This is a genomic window from Pseudomonas extremaustralis, assembly GCF_900102035.1.
Lineage (GTDB): Bacteria > Pseudomonadota > Gammaproteobacteria > Pseudomonadales > Pseudomonadaceae > Aquipseudomonas > Aquipseudomonas extremaustralis.
In genome coordinates this window covers 1,880,465-1,901,272 of record NZ_LT629689.1, presented here as the reverse complement: position 1 = coordinate 1,901,272, position 20,808 = coordinate 1,880,465, and the positions used below count along the sequence as shown (strand labels likewise).

The window sequence follows — 20,808 nt, the reverse complement described above, 5'->3', positions numbered from 1 at the left end:
GAGCTTGCTCGCGAAAAAAACCAGGACGCCGCGTTTCCCCAGGATGCTCGCGTCATCGTTGACGACCTTCGCGAGCAAGCTCGCGCCTACCATGGGGTTGGCAGTGCTGCTCAGCGCCTGCGCCGTCGGCCCGGATTACAAGCGCCCGGACGTCATCGAACCCGCCCAGTTCAAGCAAGCCCAGGGCTGGCGCCAGGCCACTCCCAGCGACGCCCTGGCCCGTGGCGCCTGGTGGGAGCTATACGGCGATCGCCAGCTCAACGACTTGGTCGTGCGCCTGAACAATTCCAACCAGAGCGTGGCCCAGGCCGAAGCGCGTTTTCGCCAGGCCCAGGCCCTGGTGCGCAGCTCGCGCGGTGCGTTTTATCCCTCCGTCGACATGAGCGTCGGGAAAACCCGCGCCAGCCAGGGCACCGGCAGCAGCAACGCCAGCCTCAGCAGCTCCAGCAGCGGTATCCGTGACACCCTCAACGCACAGTTAGGGGTGAGTTGGGAGGCGGATATCTGGGGCAAGTTGCGCCGTGGCCTGGAGGCCAACGAAGCCAGCGCCGAAGCCAGCTCGGCCGACCTGGCCGCGATGCGCCTGAGCCAGCAGTCGGAACTGGTGCAAAGCTACCTGCAACTGCGGGTCATGGATGAACAGACCCGCTTGCTGCAAGCCACCCTGGAGACCTATCAGCGCTCCCTGCAAATGACCGAAAACCAGTACCGCGCCGGTGTCTCCGGCAAGGAAGCCGTGGCCCAGGCACAGACCCAGCTCAAGACCACCCAGGCCAGCCTTATCGACCTGATCTGGCAGCGCGCCCAGCTGGAAAACGCCATTGCGGTATTGATTGGCGAAGCGCCGGCCAACTTCAACCTGGCGGTGAGCAAGGACATTCCGGCCCTGCCGCAGATTCCGGTGAGCCTGCCCTCGCAATTGCTCGAACGTCGCCCCGACATCGCCTCGGCCGAACGCTCGGTGATCGCCGCCAACGCCAATATCGGCGTGGCCAAGGCCGCCTACTATCCCGACCTTAGCCTGAGCCTGTCCGGTGGGTATTCCAGCAGCACCTATGCCGACTGGATTACCTTGCCGAACCGCTTCTGGTCGGTCGGGCCGAAGCTGGCCACGACTCTGTTCGACGGCGGCCAGCGCTCGGCGGAAGTCGACCGCACCGTGGCGTCCTACGACGAAACCGTGGCCAAGTACCGCCAGACCGTGCTCGACGGCTTCCGTGAAGTGGAAAACTACATGGTGCAGCTCAAGGTGCTGGAAGACGAGGCGGTGGTCAGCAACGAAGCGCTGGCCGCGGCGCGCGAGTCGCTGCGCCTGACCCAGAACCAGTACAAGGCCGGGCTGATCGCCTACCTGGATGTGGTCACGGTGCAGGCCACGGCGCTGAGCAACGAGCGCACGGTATTGACCCTGCTGCAGAGCCGCTTGGTGGCCAGCGTGCAACTGATCGCCGCGCTGGGCGGTGGCTGGGATGGGCAGACGCCGATCAGCGCCAAGGAGTAGGTGCCCGCACAAAATGTGTGTGGGCATGCTCCTAGATTTGACCGAGTGCAATGTCGGAAACGGGCGGCGATCCTCGGTTTTAAAGCCATCAGATTGACGCCAGAAAATCGATGATGGCCCTCTGATAATTAATCACCTGTCCAAGAAAAATCCTCGCTACAATCGCGCGCTTTGCCACTTGATGCGGGCCTCTCAGGCCTGTTGTGCACGAGAAGTCCATGCTCATCGGTAGTTATTCACCCTCCCTGGTCGTTATATCCCTGTTCGTCGCGATCCTGGCTTCCTACACCGCGCTGGACCTGAGCGGGCGCATCGCGACAACCAAGGGCCGGGCCGTCTATTTATGGATCGCCGGTGGAGCGTTCGCGATGGGGGTGGGGGTGTGGTCGATGCACTTTATCGGCATGCTCGCGCTGCGCTCGCCGTTTGCCATGGGTTTCGACCTGGGGATCACCGCGGTGTCGCTGTTGATCGCCGTGTGGTCCAGCGGCTTCGCATTATGGTTGGTCAACCAGCCCCGGCTGCCCGCCTGGCAACTGGTCTGCGGTGCGCTGATCATGGGCACCGGCATCGCCAGCATGCACTACACCGGCATGGCCGCGATGCGCATGACACCAGGCATCGACTACGACCCCGCCTGGTTTGGCGCCTCGTTGCTGATCGCGGTGGTGGCTTCTGGTGCGGCCCTGTGGATTGCCTTCAACCTGCGGCGCAACACCCCTTACGTGCGCCTCGTGCGGTGCGGTGCAGCGGTGGTGATGGGCGTGGCCATTGTCGGCATGCATTACACCGGCATGGCGGCGGCACGCTTTGCCGATAACAGCTTCTGCGGTGCGGCCCTCAACGGCTTGAGCGGCAAGGGCCTGGATAATCTGGTGCTGGTGTCGACCCTGGCCGTGCTGGCTATCGCGCTGTTGACCTCGCTGCTCGATGCGCGCCTGGAAGCGCGTACCGCCGTGCTCGCCGATTCTCTTTCCCAGGCCAACCAGGAACTGACCCACCTGGCCCTGCACGACACGCTCACCGGCCTGCCCAATCGCACCTTGCTCGCCGACCGTATTGAACACGCGATCCAGACGGTGAAGGAGCAGGGCGGTTGCTTCGCGCTGATGTTCATCGACCTGGACGGCTTCAAACCGGTCAACGACGCCTTCGGTCACCATATGGGCGACCAGTTGCTGCGTGAAGTCGGCCAGCGTCTGCGCGAAGACCTGCGCAGCCACGACACCCTAGCCCGCATCGGGGGCGATGAGTTTGTATTGCTGGTGCAACTGACGCAGCCGAATGACGCCCTTGGCCTTGCCGAACGCCAGGTCGTGCTGATCAATCGGGCGTTCCAGGTGGCCGAGCATGAGCTGAAAATCTCCGCCAGCGTCGGCATCGCCATGTTTCCGGGCAACGGCAGCACGCCCCAGGAACTGCTGATGAACGCCGACGCTGCGATGTATCACGCCAAGGGCATAGGCAAGAACGGCTACAGCTTTTTCGATGTGTCGATGAACACCAATGCGCGCAAGCAATTGCAGTTGTTGCAGGACCTGCGCAATGCCATCGAACAGCAGCAATTTCGCTTGTACTACCAGCCCAAGTTCGACGCGGCCAGCGGCCTGCCGGTGGGGGCCGAAGCCTTGCTGCGCTGGGAGCATCCGCAACAAGGCCTGTTGTCGCCGGCGATGTTTATCGACGTGGCGGAAAAGACCGGGCTGATCATTCCCATCGGTGAGTGGGTGCTCAATGAGGCCTGCCGCCAGATGCGACTGTGGTGTGCCCAGGGTTATGAAAATTGGCGCATCGCCGTGAATCTCTCCGCCGTGCAGTTCGGTCATGCGGGCTTGGTCAAGAGCGTGGCCATGGCGCTGGAACGGCACCAGTTGCCGGCCAACAGCCTGACCCTGGAAATCACCGAGACCACCGCCATGAGCGATGCGGATGCGAGCATGACTGTGTTGCAGCAGTTGTCGGAGATGGGCGTGGATTTGTCCATCGACGATTTCGGTACCGGTTATTCCAGCCTGATGTATCTCAAGCGCCTGCCTGCCAATGAATTGAAAATCGACCGCGGGTTTGTGCGCGACCTCGAGCATGACAGCGACGACGCCGCCATCGTCTCGGCCATTGTCGCTTTGGGGCAGGCCCTGGGGCTGCGCATTGTGGCCGAAGGCGTGGAAACCGATGCGCAGCAAAACTTTCTGACGCGGCTGGGTTGTAATTCCCTGCAAGGTTACTTGTTGGGTCAGCCCTTGCCCGCCGCCGATTTCATGGCGGATATCCAGCGCGCCGAAGACGCCGTAGCGCCTGACAATAATCACGCGTGACGAGTATTCTTGGGCCCATCCCTAACTATCAGGTCGAATCAGGAGACAAAACCTATGGACAAAGTCGTCATCATTACCGGGGGCAGTCGCGGGATTGGCGCCGAGACGGCATTGTTGGCCGCTCGCGAAGGTTATCGGATCTGCATCAACTACCTGTCCGATGAGAACGCCGCCCACAGCGTCCTCGAACAGGTTCGTGCCCTCGGCGCCAAGGCGATTGCGGTGCGGGCGGATGTCAGCATCGAAGACGAAGTGATCGCCTTGTTCCACCGCGTCGACACCGAACTGGGGCGTGTGACCGCATTGGTGAACAATGCCGGCACCGTGGGGCACAAGTCGCGGGTCGATGAGATGTCCGAGTTCCGTATCCTCAAGATCATGAAGACCAACGTGCTGGGCCCGATCCTGTGTGCCAAGCATGCGCTGCTGCGCATGTCGCCGCGCCACGGCGGGCAGGGCGGCAGCATCGTCAACGTGTCGTCGGTGGCCGCGCGCCTGGGCGCGCCGGGTGAATACGTCGACTACGCCGCCTCCAAGGGCGCACTCGATACGTTCACCGTGGGCCTGTCCAAAGAAGTGGCGGGCGAGGGCATTCGCGTCAACGCGGTGCGCCCCGGCTATATCTTCACCGACTTCCATGCCCTGAGCGGCGACCCGGACCGGGTCAGCAAACTGGAGTCCGGGATTCCCATGGCCCGAGGCGGGCGCCCCGACGAAGTGGCCGAAGCGATTATCTGGCTGCTGTCGGACAAGGCGTCCTACGCCACCGGCACCTTCATAGACCTGGGTGGCGGTCGCTAGAACGAGCGCACGATCCGTCCCAGGGTTTCCATGGCCTTTTCCGACGCCTCGGTCCAGGGGCTGCCGTAGTTCAAGCGAATACAGTTCCTGAACCGCCGGGTCGCCGAGAAGATCGGCCCTGGCGCGATGCTGATACCTTGGGCCAGCGCCATCTGGAATAACTTCAATGAGTCGGTCTGCTCGGGCAATTCCAGCCACAGGAAGTACCCCCCGGCCGGCTGGCTGACCCGGGTCTGTGCCGGGAAGTAGCGCCCGATGGCGGCAAGCATGGCGCTTTGCTGTTCCTCCAGGGCATAGCGCAACTTGCGCAGGTGGCGGTCGTAGCCGCCGTGTTGCAGGTAATCGGCAATCGCCGCCTGGGCCGGCATCGAGGGGCACAGCGAGGTCATCAGCTTCAAGCGCTCGACCTTCTGCGCATAGCGCCCGGCCGCCACCCAGCCCACTCGGTAGCCGGGCGCCAGACTCTTGGCGAAGGACCCGCAGTGCATCACCAGGCCCTCGGTGTCGAAAGCCTTGGCCGGTTTCGGCGCGTGTTGGCCGAAGTACAACTCGGCGTACACATCGTCCTCGATCAGCGGCACCTGATGGCTGCGCAGCAGTTCCACCAGCGCCTGTTTCTTGGCTTCCGGCAAGGTGGCGCCGATGGGGTTCTGGAAGCTGGTCATGGTCCAGCAGGCCTTGATCGGGTAGCGTTCCAGGCTTTGTGCCAGGGCATTGAGGTCGATGCCGTCGCGCGGGTGCACGGGAATTTCCACCGCCTTGAGCTTCAAGCGTTCCAGCACTTGCAGGCAGGCATAGAACGCCGGGGCCTCGATGGCCACCAGATCGCCCGGTTCGGTCACCGCCTGCAGGCACAGGTTCAGCGCTTCCAGGGCGCCGTTGGTGATCAGCAGTTCTTCCATGGGCAGCATCAGGCCGCCGACCATGTAGCGCAGGGCAATCTGCCGGCGCAGTTGCGGGTTACCCGGCGACATGTCGGTGACCACCAGGCGCGGGTCCATTTCGCGGCTGGCGCTGGCCAGGGAACGGGCCAGGCGCGGCAGCGGGAACAGCATCGGGCTGGGAAAGGCCGAGCCGAACGGCACGGTATGGGGGTCCTTGATGGAGTCGAGGACCGAGAACACCAGTTCGCTGACATCCACTTCGGTGGATTCGTGCACGTGCTCGCTCACCACCGGCTCGGAAAACGGGCTCGGCGCATGCACGTTGACGAAGTAACCCGAGCGCGGCCGTGCACGGATCAGCCCGCGGCGCTCCAACAGGTAATAAGCCTGGAACACCGTGGACGGGCTGACACCGTAGGTCTGGCTGGCATATCGCACCGAGGGCACGCGCTGGCCGGGGCCGAGGACACCGGAGCGGATCAGTTCAGCGATGTCGTCGGCGAATTTTTCGTAGCGTTTCATGGGAGCTCGATTCTTGTCAGGTCCGTCATTGCTCATCGGTTCAATGGCGCGACAAAGCGGCTATCGGCGGCGCTGTAGATCCAGGGCTCGTCCACATCCGTGACCTTGAAGCGCAGGGTCTGGGAACTGCTGGCCGGCTTGTCGGCCAGCAGCGCCACCGACACCGGCATATCGCTGATTTCCCCTGCGGCCAGGCTGATATGGGTCTTGCCCTGCAGTTGGAAACCGTCGGCGTCCACCAGTTCCAGGCGGTAGTCCTGGCGTTGCTGGGTCTTGTTGATGACCTTGAGGCTATAGATGTTTTCAATCTGGCCCTGGGCGTTTTCGCGGAACATGCCGCGGTCCTTGGTTACATCCAACGACACCATCGGCCGCTGCACCAGGGCTACCACCAACGCGGCAATCATCACCAGCAGCACGGCACTGTAGCCGATCAGGCGTGGGCGCAGCAGGTGGGTCTTGCCGCCTTGCAGTTGATGTTCGCTGGTGTAGCTGACCAGGCCGCGAGGATAGCCCATCTTGTCCATGATCGAATCGCAGGCGTCGACGCACGCCGCGCAACCGATGCATTCCATTTGCAGACCGTCGCGGATGTCGATACCGGTGGGGCAGACCTGTACGCACAGTTGGCAGTCGATGCAATCCCCCAGGCCGACGTCGGCGGGCCTGGCCTCGCGCTTGCGCGGGCCGCGGTGTTCGCCACGGCCGGCGTCGTAGGCGATGGTCAAGGTGTCCTTGTCGAACATCACGCTCTGGAACCGTGCGTAAGGGCACATGTGCATGCACACCGCTTCGCGCAGCCAGCCGGCATTGAGATAAGTGGCGGCGGTGAAAAACAGGACCCAGAACAGGCTCACACCGCCCAATTGCCAGGTCAACAGGTCGGCGGCCAGGGGCCGGATCGGGGTGAAATAGCCGACAAACGTCAGCCCGGTGAGCACGCTGATGCCCAGCCACAAGGTGTGTTTGGCCGAGCGTCGCGCCAGCTTGTTCAGGCTCCACGGCGCGGCTTGCAGCTTGATGCGCTGGTTGCGCTCGCCCTCGGTGACTTTTTCACACCACATGAACAGCCAGGTAAACGAGCTTTGCGGGCAGGTGTAGCCGCACCATACGCGGCCGGCGAACACGGTGATCGCAAACAGGCCGAAGGCGCAGATGATCAGCAGCGCCGACAACAGGATGAAATCCTGCGGCCAGAAGGTCGCGCCGAAGATGTGGAACTTGCTTTGCGCCAAGTCCCACAGCACGGCCTGGCGACCGCCCCAGTTCAGCCACACGGTGCCGAAAAACGCCAGGAACAGTAACCCCGCACCGCCCACGCGCAAGGTGCGGAACAGTCCGGTGAAACTGCGGGTATGGATCAGGTTGTCGCTGGATTTGGCCTTGACCTTCTTCGGGTGCAGGGGCTCAAAGGTGTCCACGGTGGGGATTCTTTCGCTCATGGTCGTTCGCTCATCAGCCTCCATCAGGCTGGTGGACTATGCGCGTGGAGCTGTTTGCATAACAGACTCAGCTATCACCATAAAAAGCGGATCAGATGGCCCCGTCACAGGCGCCTGCGACAATCTGCTGCACCCCGTGGCGTGTGGGGTGCAGCGATTTTTGCTGCGGGCTGATACAGATCAATCAAATCGCCGAACCAGGCTCGGTGACTTTCTTGTGCTGGCGTCCATCGGTGGCGCCGGCAACGGTAAGGGCGTCGGCTTCCTGCTCGGTGATGTAGACCCGCTCACCGTCGAGGTCCACGTAGGACATGGCTTTGGCAATGTCCGTGCGGACCGTCACGCTGTGGGCCGGCAGGCTTTGTTCCTGGCCATCGTCGTTGATCTTGAAGTAGCACGTCTGGTGTTCGATGCGTACGGGCATGACGATCTCCTTTGCATGGGCTGGTGATCGTTAGGGCCCGCCGGCTGCTCCAGCGTTCCAGGCAACTGACTGGCGGTCGTCGGTTTGGCGAGGACCGCCACCATTGCGGGGACACGGGCAACCGTCCCCGTATAGAGGGTCAGGACACGATATCGCTGAAGCGCACCTCACCGAAAACCCTCAGCACAAAGGGTGGCTCTCCTGGGTTGCCGGCAATGGTTATGACGCTGGTGCGGGTGCTGGGCAGGTAGTGGATCTGCATTTCTGCGCTGGCCCCGGAGAAGCGTTCGACCAATTGCAGCGGCTTGTTCAGTTGGGTACGAATACCCGAGAGGTCCAGTTTGTCGCCGGCCCTGAAACCCGCGACATCGCGAGGTGCTTCAAGGGGCGAGTCATTGAGTGCGTTGAAACGGTAGGTGTTGTGCTGGCGAGTGGCGTGCTCGGCTGTCGGTGCCGGGGCGGCGGCTGTGGCGGGCGTGGGCGCAGGTTCGGGGGCGCGTAACGCGGCGATCTTTTCCTTGGTCAGCGAGGCGCCGATATCGCCCAACGAGCGGGCGCTGGCTTGCATGGCGGACAAATTGCGTTTCAGGGCGTCTATGCGCGTGCGCGACGTGTTGTAGTCCTTGAGGATATCGCCGGTCCCGCCGCCGCCTTCGTAGGCTTTTCCGAGGTTTTCCAGGTTATTCAGCTTGAGTTGATCGACGACTGCCTGTTCCGCATCGGTGCTGGCCGACTTCAGGGTCGCGGTGAGGGGGTCTTTGCCGAGGCGTTGACCGAGGCCTTCAAGGGTGACGGCGTTCGCTTGGGCATCGGGGCCGCGCAACATCGAGCGCATATTGGCCGGAGTCAGCAGCGCACGGGTGCGCGCGACGAGGGTGCGGGAGGACTTCCCATGGGGATCGCGCACGACCTGGTCGATGGTGTCTTTGGTCAACACGGCGTTGAGCTCGTTGAGGTCTTCGGTGAGCTTTGCCTGCGGCGTCTGGGGCGATGCAGGCGCGGGCGCGCTCGTCGCCGGGGATGGCCGTGGTGTTTCCGGGGACTTGGCCGGGGTGGACCGATCCGGGCCCGACCTGAGTAACGCATTCAGGCGTTCGGGGGTGAGCAGTGCGGGCGGGGCGCTGGCGTGTGGGGGCTGGGAGGCAGGGGGCGGTGATTCCATTGTGGGGTGATGGTCGACATAGGTGTCCTCGCGTGAAAGGTCTAAGCGCCATGTCCAAGGAACTGGAGTGAGCGCCTGCGCGCGAACGAGTATAGAAACGAACCCGGCGGTTGGTTCTAGGCCTTCTTCCTAGAATATGTAGGACGTATCAGCGCTATGTGTGGTCCGCTCAAGGGGCCGGGGCCTCTTGAGCGAACCTCAAGGCCTGCTCGGGGTTCAGACGATCACCGGCGGCATGCTCGCCGGCGGTTCCTCGACCGCTGGCGGCTCGGTATCCGGGGGCTCCTGTTCCGGTACCGGAGGCGGCTCGGTGGGGGCAGGCTCGGCTGGTCGATATTCGGGTCTGGCGTTTCGGCCGGGATCGGGATATTCATCGGTGTGGCCTCCTTTGTGCTTTGCTCTACCGGTGGACAGCCGCCGGGGCGAATTGATTCCCCGCCCAATGGCCGCACATCCACCTGAACTTTTAACCTTGGCGCAGGCTCGGACCTATGACGGTTCTGCTCAGGGGGAGCGTTGCCGTATCAGAATCCGGATCAAGCGAAGAGCGTCCACAGGGCGTAAGGGGAAGATGCTCGATGACTGCTGAAACACGCGTTCCAGAAGAGTCCAAATTGCCGTTGTCCCAGGCGCTGTTGTTGCCCAGGATCGCCATAGAAAGCACCACACCGGTCATCGATGGCGGCGAATTTGCCGTCAAGGCCGTGGTCGGCCAGCGTATCAGCGTCACCAGCAAAGTGTTCGCCGACGGCCACGACAAGCTGGCGGTCATGATCCGCTGGCGTCCGCTGCAGGATGAAAGCTGGCACAGCGTGGTGATGAACGACGTTGGCAACGATGGCTGGGAGGGCGCGTTTACCGTCAACGTCCAAGGCCCCCATGAATATTGCATCGAAGCCTGGATCGATACCTTCGCCAGCTTTTGCTACGAATTGCGCAAAAAACATGAGGCGGGCGCGCCGGTCAGCCTGGAACTGCAGGAAGGTCGCAACCTGGTGCTGCAGGCCGCCGAACGCAGCGACAACGAGCTGCGCGACCGCCTGATGATGCTGTACCACGCGCTTTCCGGGCTGCTGGAAACCGAGCAGGTCGCGTTGTTTCTGCACGAAGACAGTGCATACCTGATGACCCAGGCCGACCACCGCGCCTATTTGAGCATCAGCACCGTCTACCCGATCGATGTGGAGCGTGAAGCCGCGCAGTTCGCCAGCTGGTATGAGCTGTTTCCCCGTTCGATCAGCGACCATCCCGCGCGCCACGGCTCGTTCAACGACGTGCACACACGCCTGTCGATGATCCACGACATGGGCTTCGACGTGCTGTATTTCCCGCCGATCCACCCGATCGGGCGCAGCCACCGCAAGGGCCGCAACAACGCCCTCACCGCCGGGCCCGATGATCCGGGCAGCCCGTATGCCATCGGCAGCGAAGAGGGCGGCCACGAGGCGATCCACCCTCAGTTGGGCAGCCGCGATGACTTCCGCCGCCTGGTCAAGGCAGCCGCCGAGCATGGCCTGGAAATCGCGCTGGACTTCGCCATCCAGTGCTCCCAAGACCATCCATGGCTCAAGGAGCATCCGGGCTGGTTCAACTGGCGTCCGGACGGCACGATCAAATACGCCGAGAACCCACCGAAAAAGTACCAGGACATCGTTAACGTCGACTTCTACGCGGCGGAGGCCATCCCGAGCCTGTGGACCGAACTGCGCGACATCGTCGTGGGCTGGGTGGAAGAGGGCGTGTACACCTTTCGCGTCGACAATCCCCACACCAAGCCGCTGCCGTTCTGGCAATGGTTGATCAGCGATGTGCGCGCCAAATACCCGGACGTGATCTTTCTCGCCGAGGCCTTCACCACCCCGGCGATGATGGCGCGCCTGGGCAAAGTCGGCTATTCCCAGAGCTACACCTATTTCACCTGGCGCAACACCAAGGCCGAACTGGCGCAATACCTGACGCAGTTGAACGCGTCGCCGTGGCGCGAATGCTACCGGCCGAATTTCTTCGTCAATACGCCGGATATCAATCCCGCTTTCCTGCACGACTCCGGCCGTCCGGGTTTTCTGATCCGTGCTGCCCTGGCCACCATGGGCTCGGGCCTGTGGGGCATGTACTCGGGCTTCGAGCTGTGTGAAGCGGCGCCAGTGCCGGGCAAGGAAGAATACCTGGACTCGGAGAAATACGAGATTCGCCCACGGGACTTCACCGCCCCCGGCAACATCATCGCCGAGATCGCCCAGCTCAATCGCATCCGCAGGCAGAACCCGGCCTTGCAGACGCACTTGGGGCTCAAGCTCTACAACGCCTGGAACGACAACATCCTGTATTTCGGCAAGCGCAGCGAGGATGGCAGCAACTTCGTCCTGGTGGCGGTCAATCTCGACCCGTTCAATGCCCAGGAAGCCTTTTTCGAACTGCCGTTATGGGAGCTCGGCTTGCCTGACGATGCCCAGACCCAAGGCGAGGACTTGATGAACGGCCACCGCTGGATCTGGTCCGGCAAGACCCAGTGGACGCGATTGGAACCGCAGATGCCCTTCGGAATCTGGCGCATTACCACACCTTAGGCGCGGTGGAGACCCCAATGTGGGAGCGCATTCCGTTTGCAGCATTTTCAGCGTTTCAGGAGTTTCATATGGCGAAGAAACCCAAGGCTGCCACCTTTATCAAAGACCCGCTCTGGTACAAGGACGCGGTGATCTACCAAGTTCATGTCAAATCCTATTTCGACTCCAACAACGACGGCATCGGTGACTTTCCCGGGCTGATCGCCAAACTCGACTACATCGCCGACCTCGGCGTGAACACCATCTGGTTGCTGCCGTTCTACCCCTCGCCACGGCGCGACGATGGCTACGACATCGCCGAATACCGCGGCGTACACAGCGACTACGGAACCATGGCCGACGCCCGGCGCTTTATCGCCGAAGCCCACCGACGTGGGTTGCGGGTCATCACCGAGTTGGTGATCAACCACACCTCCGACCAGCACCCCTGGTTCCAGCGCGCGCGCAAGGCCAAGCCCGGTTCGGCGGCGCGGGACTTCTACGTGTGGTCCGATGACGACCAGAAGTACGATGGCACCCGCATCATTTTCCTCGACACCGAGAAGTCCAACTGGACCTGGGACCCGGTCGCCGGTCAATACTTCTGGCACCGTTTTTATTCCCACCAGCCGGATCTCAATTTCGACAACCCACAAGTGATGAAAGCGGTCCTGTCGGTGATGCGCTTCTGGCTGGACATGGGCATTGACGGCCTGCGCCTGGACGCGATTCCCTACCTGATCGAACGCGACGGCACCAACAACGAAAACCTGCCTGAAACCCACGATGTCCTGAAGCAGATCCGCGCCGAGATCGACGCCCATTACCCCGACCGCATGCTGCTCGCCGAGGCCAACCAATGGCCGGAAGACACCCAGTTGTATTTCGGCGATAAAAAGGGTGACGACGGCGACGAATGCCATATGGCCTTCCACTTCCCGCTGATGCCGCGCATGTACATGGCGCTGGCCCAGGAAGATCGCTTCCCCATCACCGACATTCTGCGCCAGACCCCGGAGATTCCCGCCAACTGCCAGTGGGCGATCTTCCTGCGCAACCATGATGAGCTGACCCTGGAAATGGTCACCGACAAAGAGCGCGACTACCTGTGGAACTACTACGCCGCCGACCGTCGCGCGCGGATCAACCTGGGTATTCGTCGACGTCTGGCGCCGCTGATGGAGCGCGACCGTCGGCGGGTCGAGCTGCTGAACAGCCTGCTGCTGTCGATGCCTGGCACGCCGACCCTGTATTACGGCGATGAAATCGGTATGGGCGACAACATCTACTTGGGCGATCGCGACGGCGTGCGTACGCCGATGCAGTGGTCCATCGACCGCAACGGCGGCTTTTCCCGCGCCGACCCGGCTAGCCTGGTGTTGCCGCCGATCATGGACCCGCAATACGGCTACCAGTCGGTCAATGTCGAGACCCAGGCCCAGGACCCCCACTCGTTGCTCAACTGGACCCGACGCATGCTGGCGGTGCGCAAGCAGTCCAAGGCGTTCGGCCGCGGCAGCCTGAAAATGCTCTCGCCGAGCAACCGCCGCATCCTCGCGTACACCCGGGAATTCACCGGCGACGACGGGCGCACCGAAATCATTTTGTGCGTGGCCAACGTCTCGCGCAGTGCCCAGGCCGCCGAACTGGACCTGTCGGCGTTCGCTGGCATGGTGCCGGTGGAGATGCTCGGCGGTAATGCGTTCCCGCCCATCGGCCAACTGAACTTCCTGTTGACCCTGGCGCCTTACGGCTTCTACTGGTTCGTGCTGGCGGCGGAAAACCAGATGCCGAGCTGGCATGTGCAACCGGCGCAAAGCATGCCGGACTTCACCACTCTGGTGCTGAAAAAACGCATGGAAGAGCTGCTCGACGAACCGTGCCGCTCCGCCCTGGAACAGACCTCGCTGCCGGCCTGGCTGCCCAAGCGCCGCTGGTTCGCCGGCAAGGACACGGCCATCGACAGCGTGCACATCGCCTATGGCGTGCGCTTTGGCGACCCCCAGCACCCGGTCTTGCTCAGTGAGCTTGAAGTCACAGCCGGCGGCCAGGTCAGCCGCTATCAGCTGCCGTTCGGTTTCCTCGCTGAAGAGCAGTTCACCAGCGCCTTGCCGCAGCAATTGGCCCTGGCGCGCGTGCGGCGGGTACGCCAGGTGGGGCTGGTGACCGATGCCTTCAGTCTGGAGCACTTTATCCGCGCGGTGATCCAGGGCCTGCAAGCCGGCACGGTATTGAGTTCCAGCGCGGGTGACCTGCGCTTCGAGGCCACCCCGCACCTGGCGCGATTGCAACTGACGGACGAGTCCCCCGTGCGCTACTTGGCGGCCGAGCAGTCCAACAGCTCCGTGGTGGTCGGCGAAAGCCTGGTGCTCAAGCTGATCCGCAAAGTCAGCGCCGGCGTGCACCCGGAGCTGGAAATGAGCGCCTACCTGACGGCCGCCGATTACCCGAACATCTCGCCGTTGCTGGGCGCGGTGATCCGCCGCGACGGCGAAGGCCAGGACAATCTGCTGATGATTGCCCAGGGCTACCTGAGCAATCAGGGCGATGCGTGGAGCTGGACGCAGAACAACCTGGAGCGCGCCATCCGCGACGAACTCGCCGAAGCCATCTCCGAGCAGGAACAACACTACAACGCCTTGGGCGAGCTGGCGGATTTCGCCGGGTTGCTGGGACGGCGCCTGGGCGAAATGCATGGGGTGCTGGCGGCGAAAACGTCCGACGAGGCCTTCAGCCCCGAGGTCACCAGCGCCAAGGACACTCACGCCTGGGCCAAGGACGTGGGCGCCCAGATCGACCGTGCCCTGCAGTTGCTCAAGCAGCATCAACCCCAATTGAACCCGGCCGATCAGGCGCTGGTCAGTGAATTACTGGCGCAGAAAAAAGCCATCGCCGGCCAGGTCGACAGCCTGGCGAAAGCCACCCTGGGCGGCCTGCGCATTCGGGTGCATGGTGATTTGCACCTGGGCCAGGTGCTGGTGGTCAAGGGCGATGCCTATCTGATCGACTTTGAGGGCGAGCCGGCGCGGCCATTGCATGAACGGCGTGGCAAGCACAGCCCGTACAAAGATGTGAGCGGCGTGTTGCGCTCTTTTGACTACGCCGCCGCCATGGCCCTGAACGGACAAGGGGTGGATCACTCGCCGCAAGCGGACGCCGCCCGCAAACGCGTGACTGATCGTTACCTGAAAGAAGCACGCCAGGCATTTATCCGGGCTTATCAGGCCGCTACAGCTACACTGGCCCATGACTGGCAGGATGCCAACGGCCAGGACGCCGCGCTGACGTTGTTCAGCCTGGAAAAAGCCGCGTATGAAGTGGCGTACGAAGCGGAAAATCGCCCGACCTGGCTGCCGGTGCCCTTGCAGGGGCTGCATGGTTTGCTGAACGGGCTAACACCTATATCGAACACTGCACGCGGTGGGGAGACGTCATGAGTTTTACGAATAATGAACCGCTGCACGTGAAGTTGACCGCAATGCCGGCGTCCAAGGACGTCGAAGCGTTGGTGCGCGCCGAGCACCATGACCCATTCTCGATCCTGGGCCCGCACGACGACGAGCAGGGAGGCCAATTCATCCGCGCGTTTCTGCCAGAAGCCCTGAGCGTCCAGGTCCTGAACCGCGACGGCGACGAGACGATCGGCAGCCTGGATGCGACCGGGGTGCCGGGTTTGTTTGTCGGACACTTCAGCACGCGCCAGGCGTATTTGCTGAAAATCCAGTGGGCCGGCGGTGAACAGATCACCGAAGACCCCTACAGTTTCAGCCAATTACTTCTCGGTGAAATGGACCTTTACCTGTTTGCCGAAGGCAATCACCGCGACCTGGGCAACTGCCTGGGTGCCCAGGTGACCAGCGTCGATGGTGTGCAGGGCGTGCGTTTTTCGGTGTGGGCGCCGAATGCGCGGCGCGTTTCGGTGGTGGGCGATTTCAATGCCTGGGACGGTCGCCGGCACCCGATGCGCCTACGGCATCCGTCGGGGGTGTGGGAGATCTTTATCCCACGCCTGCAACCGGGCGCGGCCTACAAGTACGAAATCCTGGGTGCCCACGGGATTCTGCCGCTCAAGGCCGATCCGATGGCGCTCGCGACCCAACTGCCGCCCGACACGGCCTCGAAAGTCGCCGCGCCCCTGCAGATGGACTGGCAGGACCAGGCGTGGATGCAGTCGCGGGTCGAACGGCATAGGCACACCGCGCCGCTGTCGATCTACGAACTGCATGTGGGCTCCTGGCAGTGCGAACTGGACGAGGCGGGCGAAGTCGCTCGCCAATACAACTGGCGCGAGCTGGCCGAACGGCTGGTGCCGTATGTGCAGGAGCTGGGTTTCACCCACGTCGAACTGATGCCGATCATGGAGCATCCGTTCGGGGGATCCTGGGGCTATCAGGCGTTGTCGCAGTTCGCACCGACGGCGCGCTTCGGTTCACCGCAAGACTTTGCCTATTTCGTCAACGCCCTGCATCAGGCCGATATCGGCGTGATTCTCGACTGGGTGCCGGCGCATTTTCCTACCGATGCCCACGGCCTGGTGCAATTCGACGGCACTGCGTTGTACGAATACGCCAACCCGCTGGAGGGTTTCCATCAGGACTGGGACACGCTGATCTACAACCTGGGTCGTACTGAAGTCCACGGCTTCATGTTGGCTTCGGCGTTGTATTGGCTCAAACACTTCCATGTCGACGGGCTGCGCGTGGATGCCGTGGCGTCGATGCTGTACCGCGATTATTCGCGCAAGGCCGGCGAGTGGGTGCCCAATCGCCATGGCGGCCGCGAGAACCTGGAAGCCATCGATTTCCTGCGCCACTTGAACGATGTGGTGGCCCTGGAGGCCCCCGGCGCCCTGGTGATCGCCGAAGAGTCCACCGCCTGGCCCGGCGTCAGCCAGCCGACCCAGCAGGGCGGCCTGGGCTTCAACTACAAATGGAACATGGGGTGGATGCACGATTCCCTGCACTACATCCAGCAGGACCCGGTGTACCGCGCCCATCACCACAACGAGCTGAGCTTTGGCTTGGTGTATGCCTGGTCCGAGCGTTTTATCCTGCCGATCTCCCACGATGAAGTGGTGTACGGCAAGCACTCGTTGATCGACAAGATGCCTGGCGATCGCTGGCAGAAATTTGCCAACTTGCGCGCCTACCTGACGTTCATGTGGACCCATCCCGGTAAGAAACTGCTGTTCATGGGCTGTGAATTCGGCCAATGGCGCGAGTGGAACCACGACCAGCAACTGGACTGGTACCTGCTGCAATACCCGGAACACCGCGGCGTGCAGAAGCTGGTGGGCGATTTGAATCGCCTGTACCGCGAGGAGCCGGCCCTGCACGAGCAGGACGATGTCCCCCAGGGCTTCCAGTGGTTGATCGGTGATGATGCGATCAACAGCGTCTATGCCTGGTTGCGCTGGAGCAAGGACGGCACGCCGGTGTTGGTGGTGGCCAACTTCACCCCGGTGCCTCGCGCGGCTTACAGCGTCGGCGTACCGTTTGCCGGGCGCTGGAACGAAGTGCTCAACAGCGACGCCGACACGTATGCCGGCTCCAACTACGGCAACGGCGGTGGCGTGTTTACCCGGGATGAACCGCACCATGGGCAAGCGGTATCGCTGTCGTTGAATTTGCCGCCCCTGGGTGTGTTGATTTTGCGACCAGAGCCGCTTTAACCGCGGCATACGCGCTGTATTCTGTTGTCCGCGGTACTGGCCGGGTGCCACAATGGCATTTTGTCGCGGCAGTCGAATCAGGCGGGTTCCATGATTGGCCTTGGGCGTGAGCAGGACCAGGATTGCTTTATAGAAGAGCAGGTGCGAACTGACCGTTTGCACCAGCTGTTTCGTCAGTCATTCGCCGCCATTTTCGGCAGCTACCTGGCTGCCGCCTTGCTCTGCTGGCTGTGTTGGGACCGGTTCGATCATCAGATCATCCTGGTTTGGCTGGGGGCGCAGGCAGTGTCGTCACTGTTGCGGCTCAAAATGTTCCTGGAGTGGTTCCGCTGCCCCACGTCCGAGCGCACGCCTGAACGCTGGGAGCGGCGCTACTGGGTCACGCTGATACTGTCCGCCGGAATCTGGGGTATTGGCGCATTGGCGGTGATGCCCACCGACGACCGCTTATCCCAGGCGCTGGTGATCTTGTTTGCCGTGGGGATGTCCGTCAGCGCGGTCTCGTGTTATTCGGCGTATCGCTACTTGACGCTGACTTCCATGGGACTGGTCCTGCTGCCGTGCACGCTATGGCTGCTGTTACAGCCTTCCTCGATGCAAGTGGGTGTGGCTGTCGCAGTCTTGATGTTCTCGACCTTTGTGGTCAGCGCGACGCACAAACTGTCCGATGCCCTGGAGAAAGCCTTCCGCCTGACCCGACAAATGGAACGCGCCCACAAACTTTCTACAGTCGCCGCACAGACCGATGAACTCACCGGCCTGATGAACCGTCGCGCGTTTTACGAGAACGCCCAGTTGTTGTACACGCAATGTCGCCAAAACCAGCAGCCGCTGTGTGCCCTGATGCTGGACATGGACCACTTCAAGCAGATCAACGACACCTACGGTCACCAGGCCGGGGATCAGGTATTGCGTCAGATCGGCGGGGTGATCAGCTCATCGTTCCGTCAGGCCGATGTCTATGGTCGCCTGGGCGGTGAGGAATTTGCGGTGTTGCTGCCCAACACGTCGCTGGACACCGCGAGGAACATTGCCGAACAGTTGGTCAAGGCTATTTCCCACATGGTGGCCGAGCCAGTCAAAGGCGTGACTGCCAGCCTTGGCGTGGCCTCCAGCCAAACCCTGGACCAAGACCTGCACAGCCTGATGAACACCGCTGACAAGGCGCTTTACCGCGCGAAGGCCCTGGGCCGCAATCAGGTCGCGGTGGCGGAGTAGGGGTCAGTCCTTGAGCATGGCTCTGGCGAGCGCCCGCGCGACCTGCTCGGCGGAGTAGGGTTTGGCCAGGAACTCGAAGCCCTCGTAGCCACTGTCTGCCAGTTCTTCGCTGTAGCCTGAGGTAAGCACCACCGGCAGGTCCGCTCGGCGCTGGCGCAGTAGCTTGGCCATGGCCACGCCGGTGATCCCCGGCATCAGCACATCCGAGAAAATTCCGTCGAACGCCATGCCATCCGGCCCGGCCAGAGCCAGCGCCTGTTCGGCATCGGTGGCCCAGGTGGTCTGGTAACCCAGATCCTGGAGGATCTGGTTGGCGAAGCGGCCCACTTCCAGGTTGTCTTCCACGATCAAGATGTGGCACTGCGCGGCGTCGTGAATCGGCGGCCGGTCTTCTGGAGCGTGCTCGTACTGCGTCGCCTGCGGTGCAACTTCGGGCAGGTACAGGGTAAACACCGTGCCGTGACCCAGGGTGCTGGCGACGTCAACGTTACCGCCGGACTGCTTGGCGAAGCCGAATACCTGGGACAAGCCCAGCCCGGTGCCTTTGCCGATAGCCTTGGTGGTAAAGAAGGGCTCGAAAATGCGTTCAAAGGTGTCGCCGGACATACCGCTGCCGGTGTCGGCCAGGGCAATCGTGACGAAGGGCTGCTGCGATTCGGCATCGCCACGGATGCGCGGCAGGGCCGCTACCGTGGCGACGCGCAGGGTCAGGGTGCCTTGGCCGTTCATGGCGTCGCGGGCGTTGAGGGCGATATTGATCAGTGCGGTTTCGAACTGGCTGGAGTCGACGCGCACATGGCAAGGGCGCTCGGGCAATTCGACCCGCACCTGGATGCGTGCGCCGGTGACGCTCTCGAGCATTTCGCCGATGTTCCTGACGCGCTGGCTGACATCGAAGACTTCCGGCTTCAACGGTTGGCGACGGGCGAAGGCGAGCAATTGGCTGGTCAGTTTGCTCGCGCGCTCCACCGTATCCGAGACCGCTGTCATATAGCGCTGACGGCGCTCTTCGGCCAGGCCGGGCTGGCGCAGGAAATCCACGGACGAGCGAATGATCGTCAGCAAGTTGTTGAAGTCATGGGCGACGCCGCCGGTCAATTGGCCGATGGCTTCCAGCTTTTGTGATTGACGCAGGGCGGCTTCGGCCTGGGCGAGGGCGGTGGTGCGTTCCTCCACGCGCTGTTCCAGGGTGGCGTTGAGCTCGGTGAACGCCAGCAGGCCTTCACGCACGGCGATGTCGGCGCGCACCCGTTCGATATGCGCCCAGGAGCGTTCGGTGACTTCCTCCACCAGCGCCAGGTCATAGGGCGACCATACGCGCGCGGTTTTGTGGTGCACGGCCATCAAGGCTGTCAGGCGTCCATCCTTGATCAGTGGGAAGCACACAGTCGCCGCGGCGCCCAGGGCCTGAAAGCGCGCGGCGACCTTTGGGGGAAATTCGACGCGGTTGTCCTGCACCACCAAGGGGTTGCCGGCCCGCAGGCGCTGCACCGCCAATTCACCAAACGACGCCAGGCTGTAGCGCCCCAAAATGTTGGGAGAACCGGGCGCCGCCCAATTACCGCGAATGGTAAAGCCGTCTTCATCGGCATCCACGTCGGCATACGCGCAATTGGATACTTGAAGATGCTCGGCCAACAGCTGCGTGGTGGTGGACATGATGGATTCGGCATCCACCGCATTGGTCACCGCACTGCCGATGGCGTCCAGCACTGCCAGGCGCCGCGTGAGGAAAACGGTGGCGGTGGTTTCGGTGACGGTGTCCAGCAAGCCCACGACCTTGCCCAGCGGGTCGCGGATCGGGCTGTAGCAGAAGGTGAAGTACGCCTGTTCGCGACCTGCGCCGCGTTCGATCACCAGCGGGTAGTTCTCGATAAACGTGGCATGTCCTTCAAAGGCCGCGCTGGCGATGGGGCCGATCTGGTCCCACACCTCATGCCAGGTTTGGTTGAACGGACGCCCCAGCGCGTAGGGTTTATCCCCGAGGATGGGGATGAACGCGTCGTTGTAGAGGGTGATCAGATGTGGCCCCCAAACGATGGCCTGGGGGAAATGCGAGGCAAAGCACAGCGCCACGGTGGTTTTGAGCACGTCCGGCCACTGCTCGAGAGGCCCGAGGGGCGTATTCGCCCAATCATGCTGGCGGACCCGCTCAGCCATGTCGCTGCTGCCTTGCAGCCAATTCATCATTGGGTGAACACCTTGTTTGCCACCGTCTCTCGAGGGCCTGACGAGGTCAGGCTAACAAGCTACAGACCGGAATCGCCGCTGCCAGTTCAGCGTCATTATCCACGAGATGGCAATTTGATGCTCCACCCCTTT

Annotated in this window: 12 protein-coding genes; 7 read left to right on the top strand and 5 right to left on the bottom strand. The window is 62.5% G+C overall.

What is annotated here, in order from left to right; all coding sequences use genetic code 11:
• The first annotated feature begins 91 nt into the window (after positions 1 to 91).
• The 3 genes from BLR63_RS08925 to BLR63_RS08915 all read left to right on the top strand — a co-directional run bounded on the left by BLR63_RS08925 (position 92) and on the right by BLR63_RS08915 (position 4,617).
• Positions 92 to 1,501, top strand: coding sequence for an efflux transporter outer membrane subunit (locus BLR63_RS08925; protein ID WP_231998181.1), 1,410 nt, complete (start codon positions 92 to 94; stop codon positions 1,499 to 1,501).
• A gap of 218 nt (positions 1,502 to 1,719) precedes the next feature.
• Complete coding sequence (locus BLR63_RS08920; protein ID WP_010567495.1) at positions 1,720 to 3,816, top strand: putative bifunctional diguanylate cyclase/phosphodiesterase; 2,097 nt, start codon at positions 1,720 to 1,722, stop codon at positions 3,814 to 3,816.
• A 54-nt stretch (positions 3,817 to 3,870) separates the two neighbouring features.
• A complete protein-coding gene (locus BLR63_RS08915) occupies positions 3,871 to 4,617 on the top strand; it encodes an SDR family oxidoreductase (RefSeq protein ID WP_010567494.1) in 747 nt (248 codons plus the stop codon).
• Here BLR63_RS08915 and mapR read toward each other — a convergent pair.
• From mapR to BLR63_RS08895, 4 genes are all read right to left on the bottom strand, one after another.
• Positions 4,614 to 6,023: a GntR family transcriptional regulator MpaR gene (gene mapR, locus BLR63_RS08910; RefSeq protein ID WP_010567493.1), complete on the bottom strand. Its 1,410-nt coding sequence runs from the start codon at positions 6,021 to 6,023 to the stop codon at positions 4,614 to 4,616. The two genes, BLR63_RS08915 and mapR, sit on opposite strands and share 4 nt — an antisense overlap.
• Positions 6,024 to 6,055: 32 nt before the next feature.
• Complete coding sequence (gene ccoG / locus BLR63_RS08905) at positions 6,056 to 7,465, bottom strand: cytochrome c oxidase accessory protein CcoG (RefSeq protein ID WP_010567492.1); 1,410 nt, start codon at positions 7,463 to 7,465, stop codon at positions 6,056 to 6,058.
• 184 nt (positions 7,466 to 7,649) lie between these two features.
• Positions 7,650 to 7,889, bottom strand: coding sequence for a DUF3203 family protein (locus tag BLR63_RS08900; protein WP_010567491.1), 240 nt, complete (start codon positions 7,887 to 7,889; stop codon positions 7,650 to 7,652).
• A 139-nt stretch (positions 7,890 to 8,028) separates the two neighbouring features.
• Complete coding sequence (locus BLR63_RS08895) at positions 8,029 to 9,051, bottom strand: M10 family metallopeptidase C-terminal domain-containing protein (protein WP_156791898.1); 1,023 nt, start codon at positions 9,049 to 9,051, stop codon at positions 8,029 to 8,031.
• Positions 9,052 to 9,629: 578 nt separating this feature from the next.
• On the opposite strand from BLR63_RS08895, the gene BLR63_RS08890 reads away from it, so the two are divergent.
• From BLR63_RS08890 to BLR63_RS08875, 4 genes are all read left to right on the top strand, one after another.
• The gene (locus tag BLR63_RS08890) at positions 9,630 to 11,618 is read left to right on the top strand and encodes an alpha-1,4-glucan--maltose-1-phosphate maltosyltransferase (RefSeq protein ID WP_010567489.1); all 1,989 of its coding nucleotides are present in this window, start codon (positions 9,630 to 9,632) and stop codon (positions 11,616 to 11,618) included.
• A gap of 68 nt (positions 11,619 to 11,686) precedes the next feature.
• A complete protein-coding gene (gene treS, locus BLR63_RS08885; RefSeq protein WP_010567488.1) occupies positions 11,687 to 15,034 on the top strand; it encodes a maltose alpha-D-glucosyltransferase in 3,348 nt (1,115 codons plus the stop codon).
• The gene (gene glgB, locus BLR63_RS08880; protein ID WP_010567487.1) at positions 15,031 to 17,268 is read left to right on the top strand and encodes a 1,4-alpha-glucan branching protein GlgB; all 2,238 of its coding nucleotides are present in this window, start codon (positions 15,031 to 15,033) and stop codon (positions 17,266 to 17,268) included. The genes treS and glgB overlap by 4 nt, the downstream gene beginning before the upstream one ends.
• Before the next feature lie 90 nt (positions 17,269 to 17,358).
• Positions 17,359 to 18,486, top strand: a complete 1,128-nt coding sequence (locus BLR63_RS08875; protein ID WP_010567486.1) for a GGDEF domain-containing protein — start codon at positions 17,359 to 17,361, stop codon at positions 18,484 to 18,486.
• Positions 18,487 to 18,489: 3 nt separating this feature from the next.
• Here BLR63_RS08875 and BLR63_RS08870 read toward each other — a convergent pair whose 3' ends face one another.
• The gene (locus BLR63_RS08870; protein WP_010567485.1) at positions 18,490 to 20,676 is read right to left on the bottom strand and encodes a GAF domain-containing protein; all 2,187 of its coding nucleotides are present in this window, start codon (positions 20,674 to 20,676) and stop codon (positions 18,490 to 18,492) included.
• Between the last annotated feature and the right edge of the window lie 132 nt (positions 20,677 to 20,808).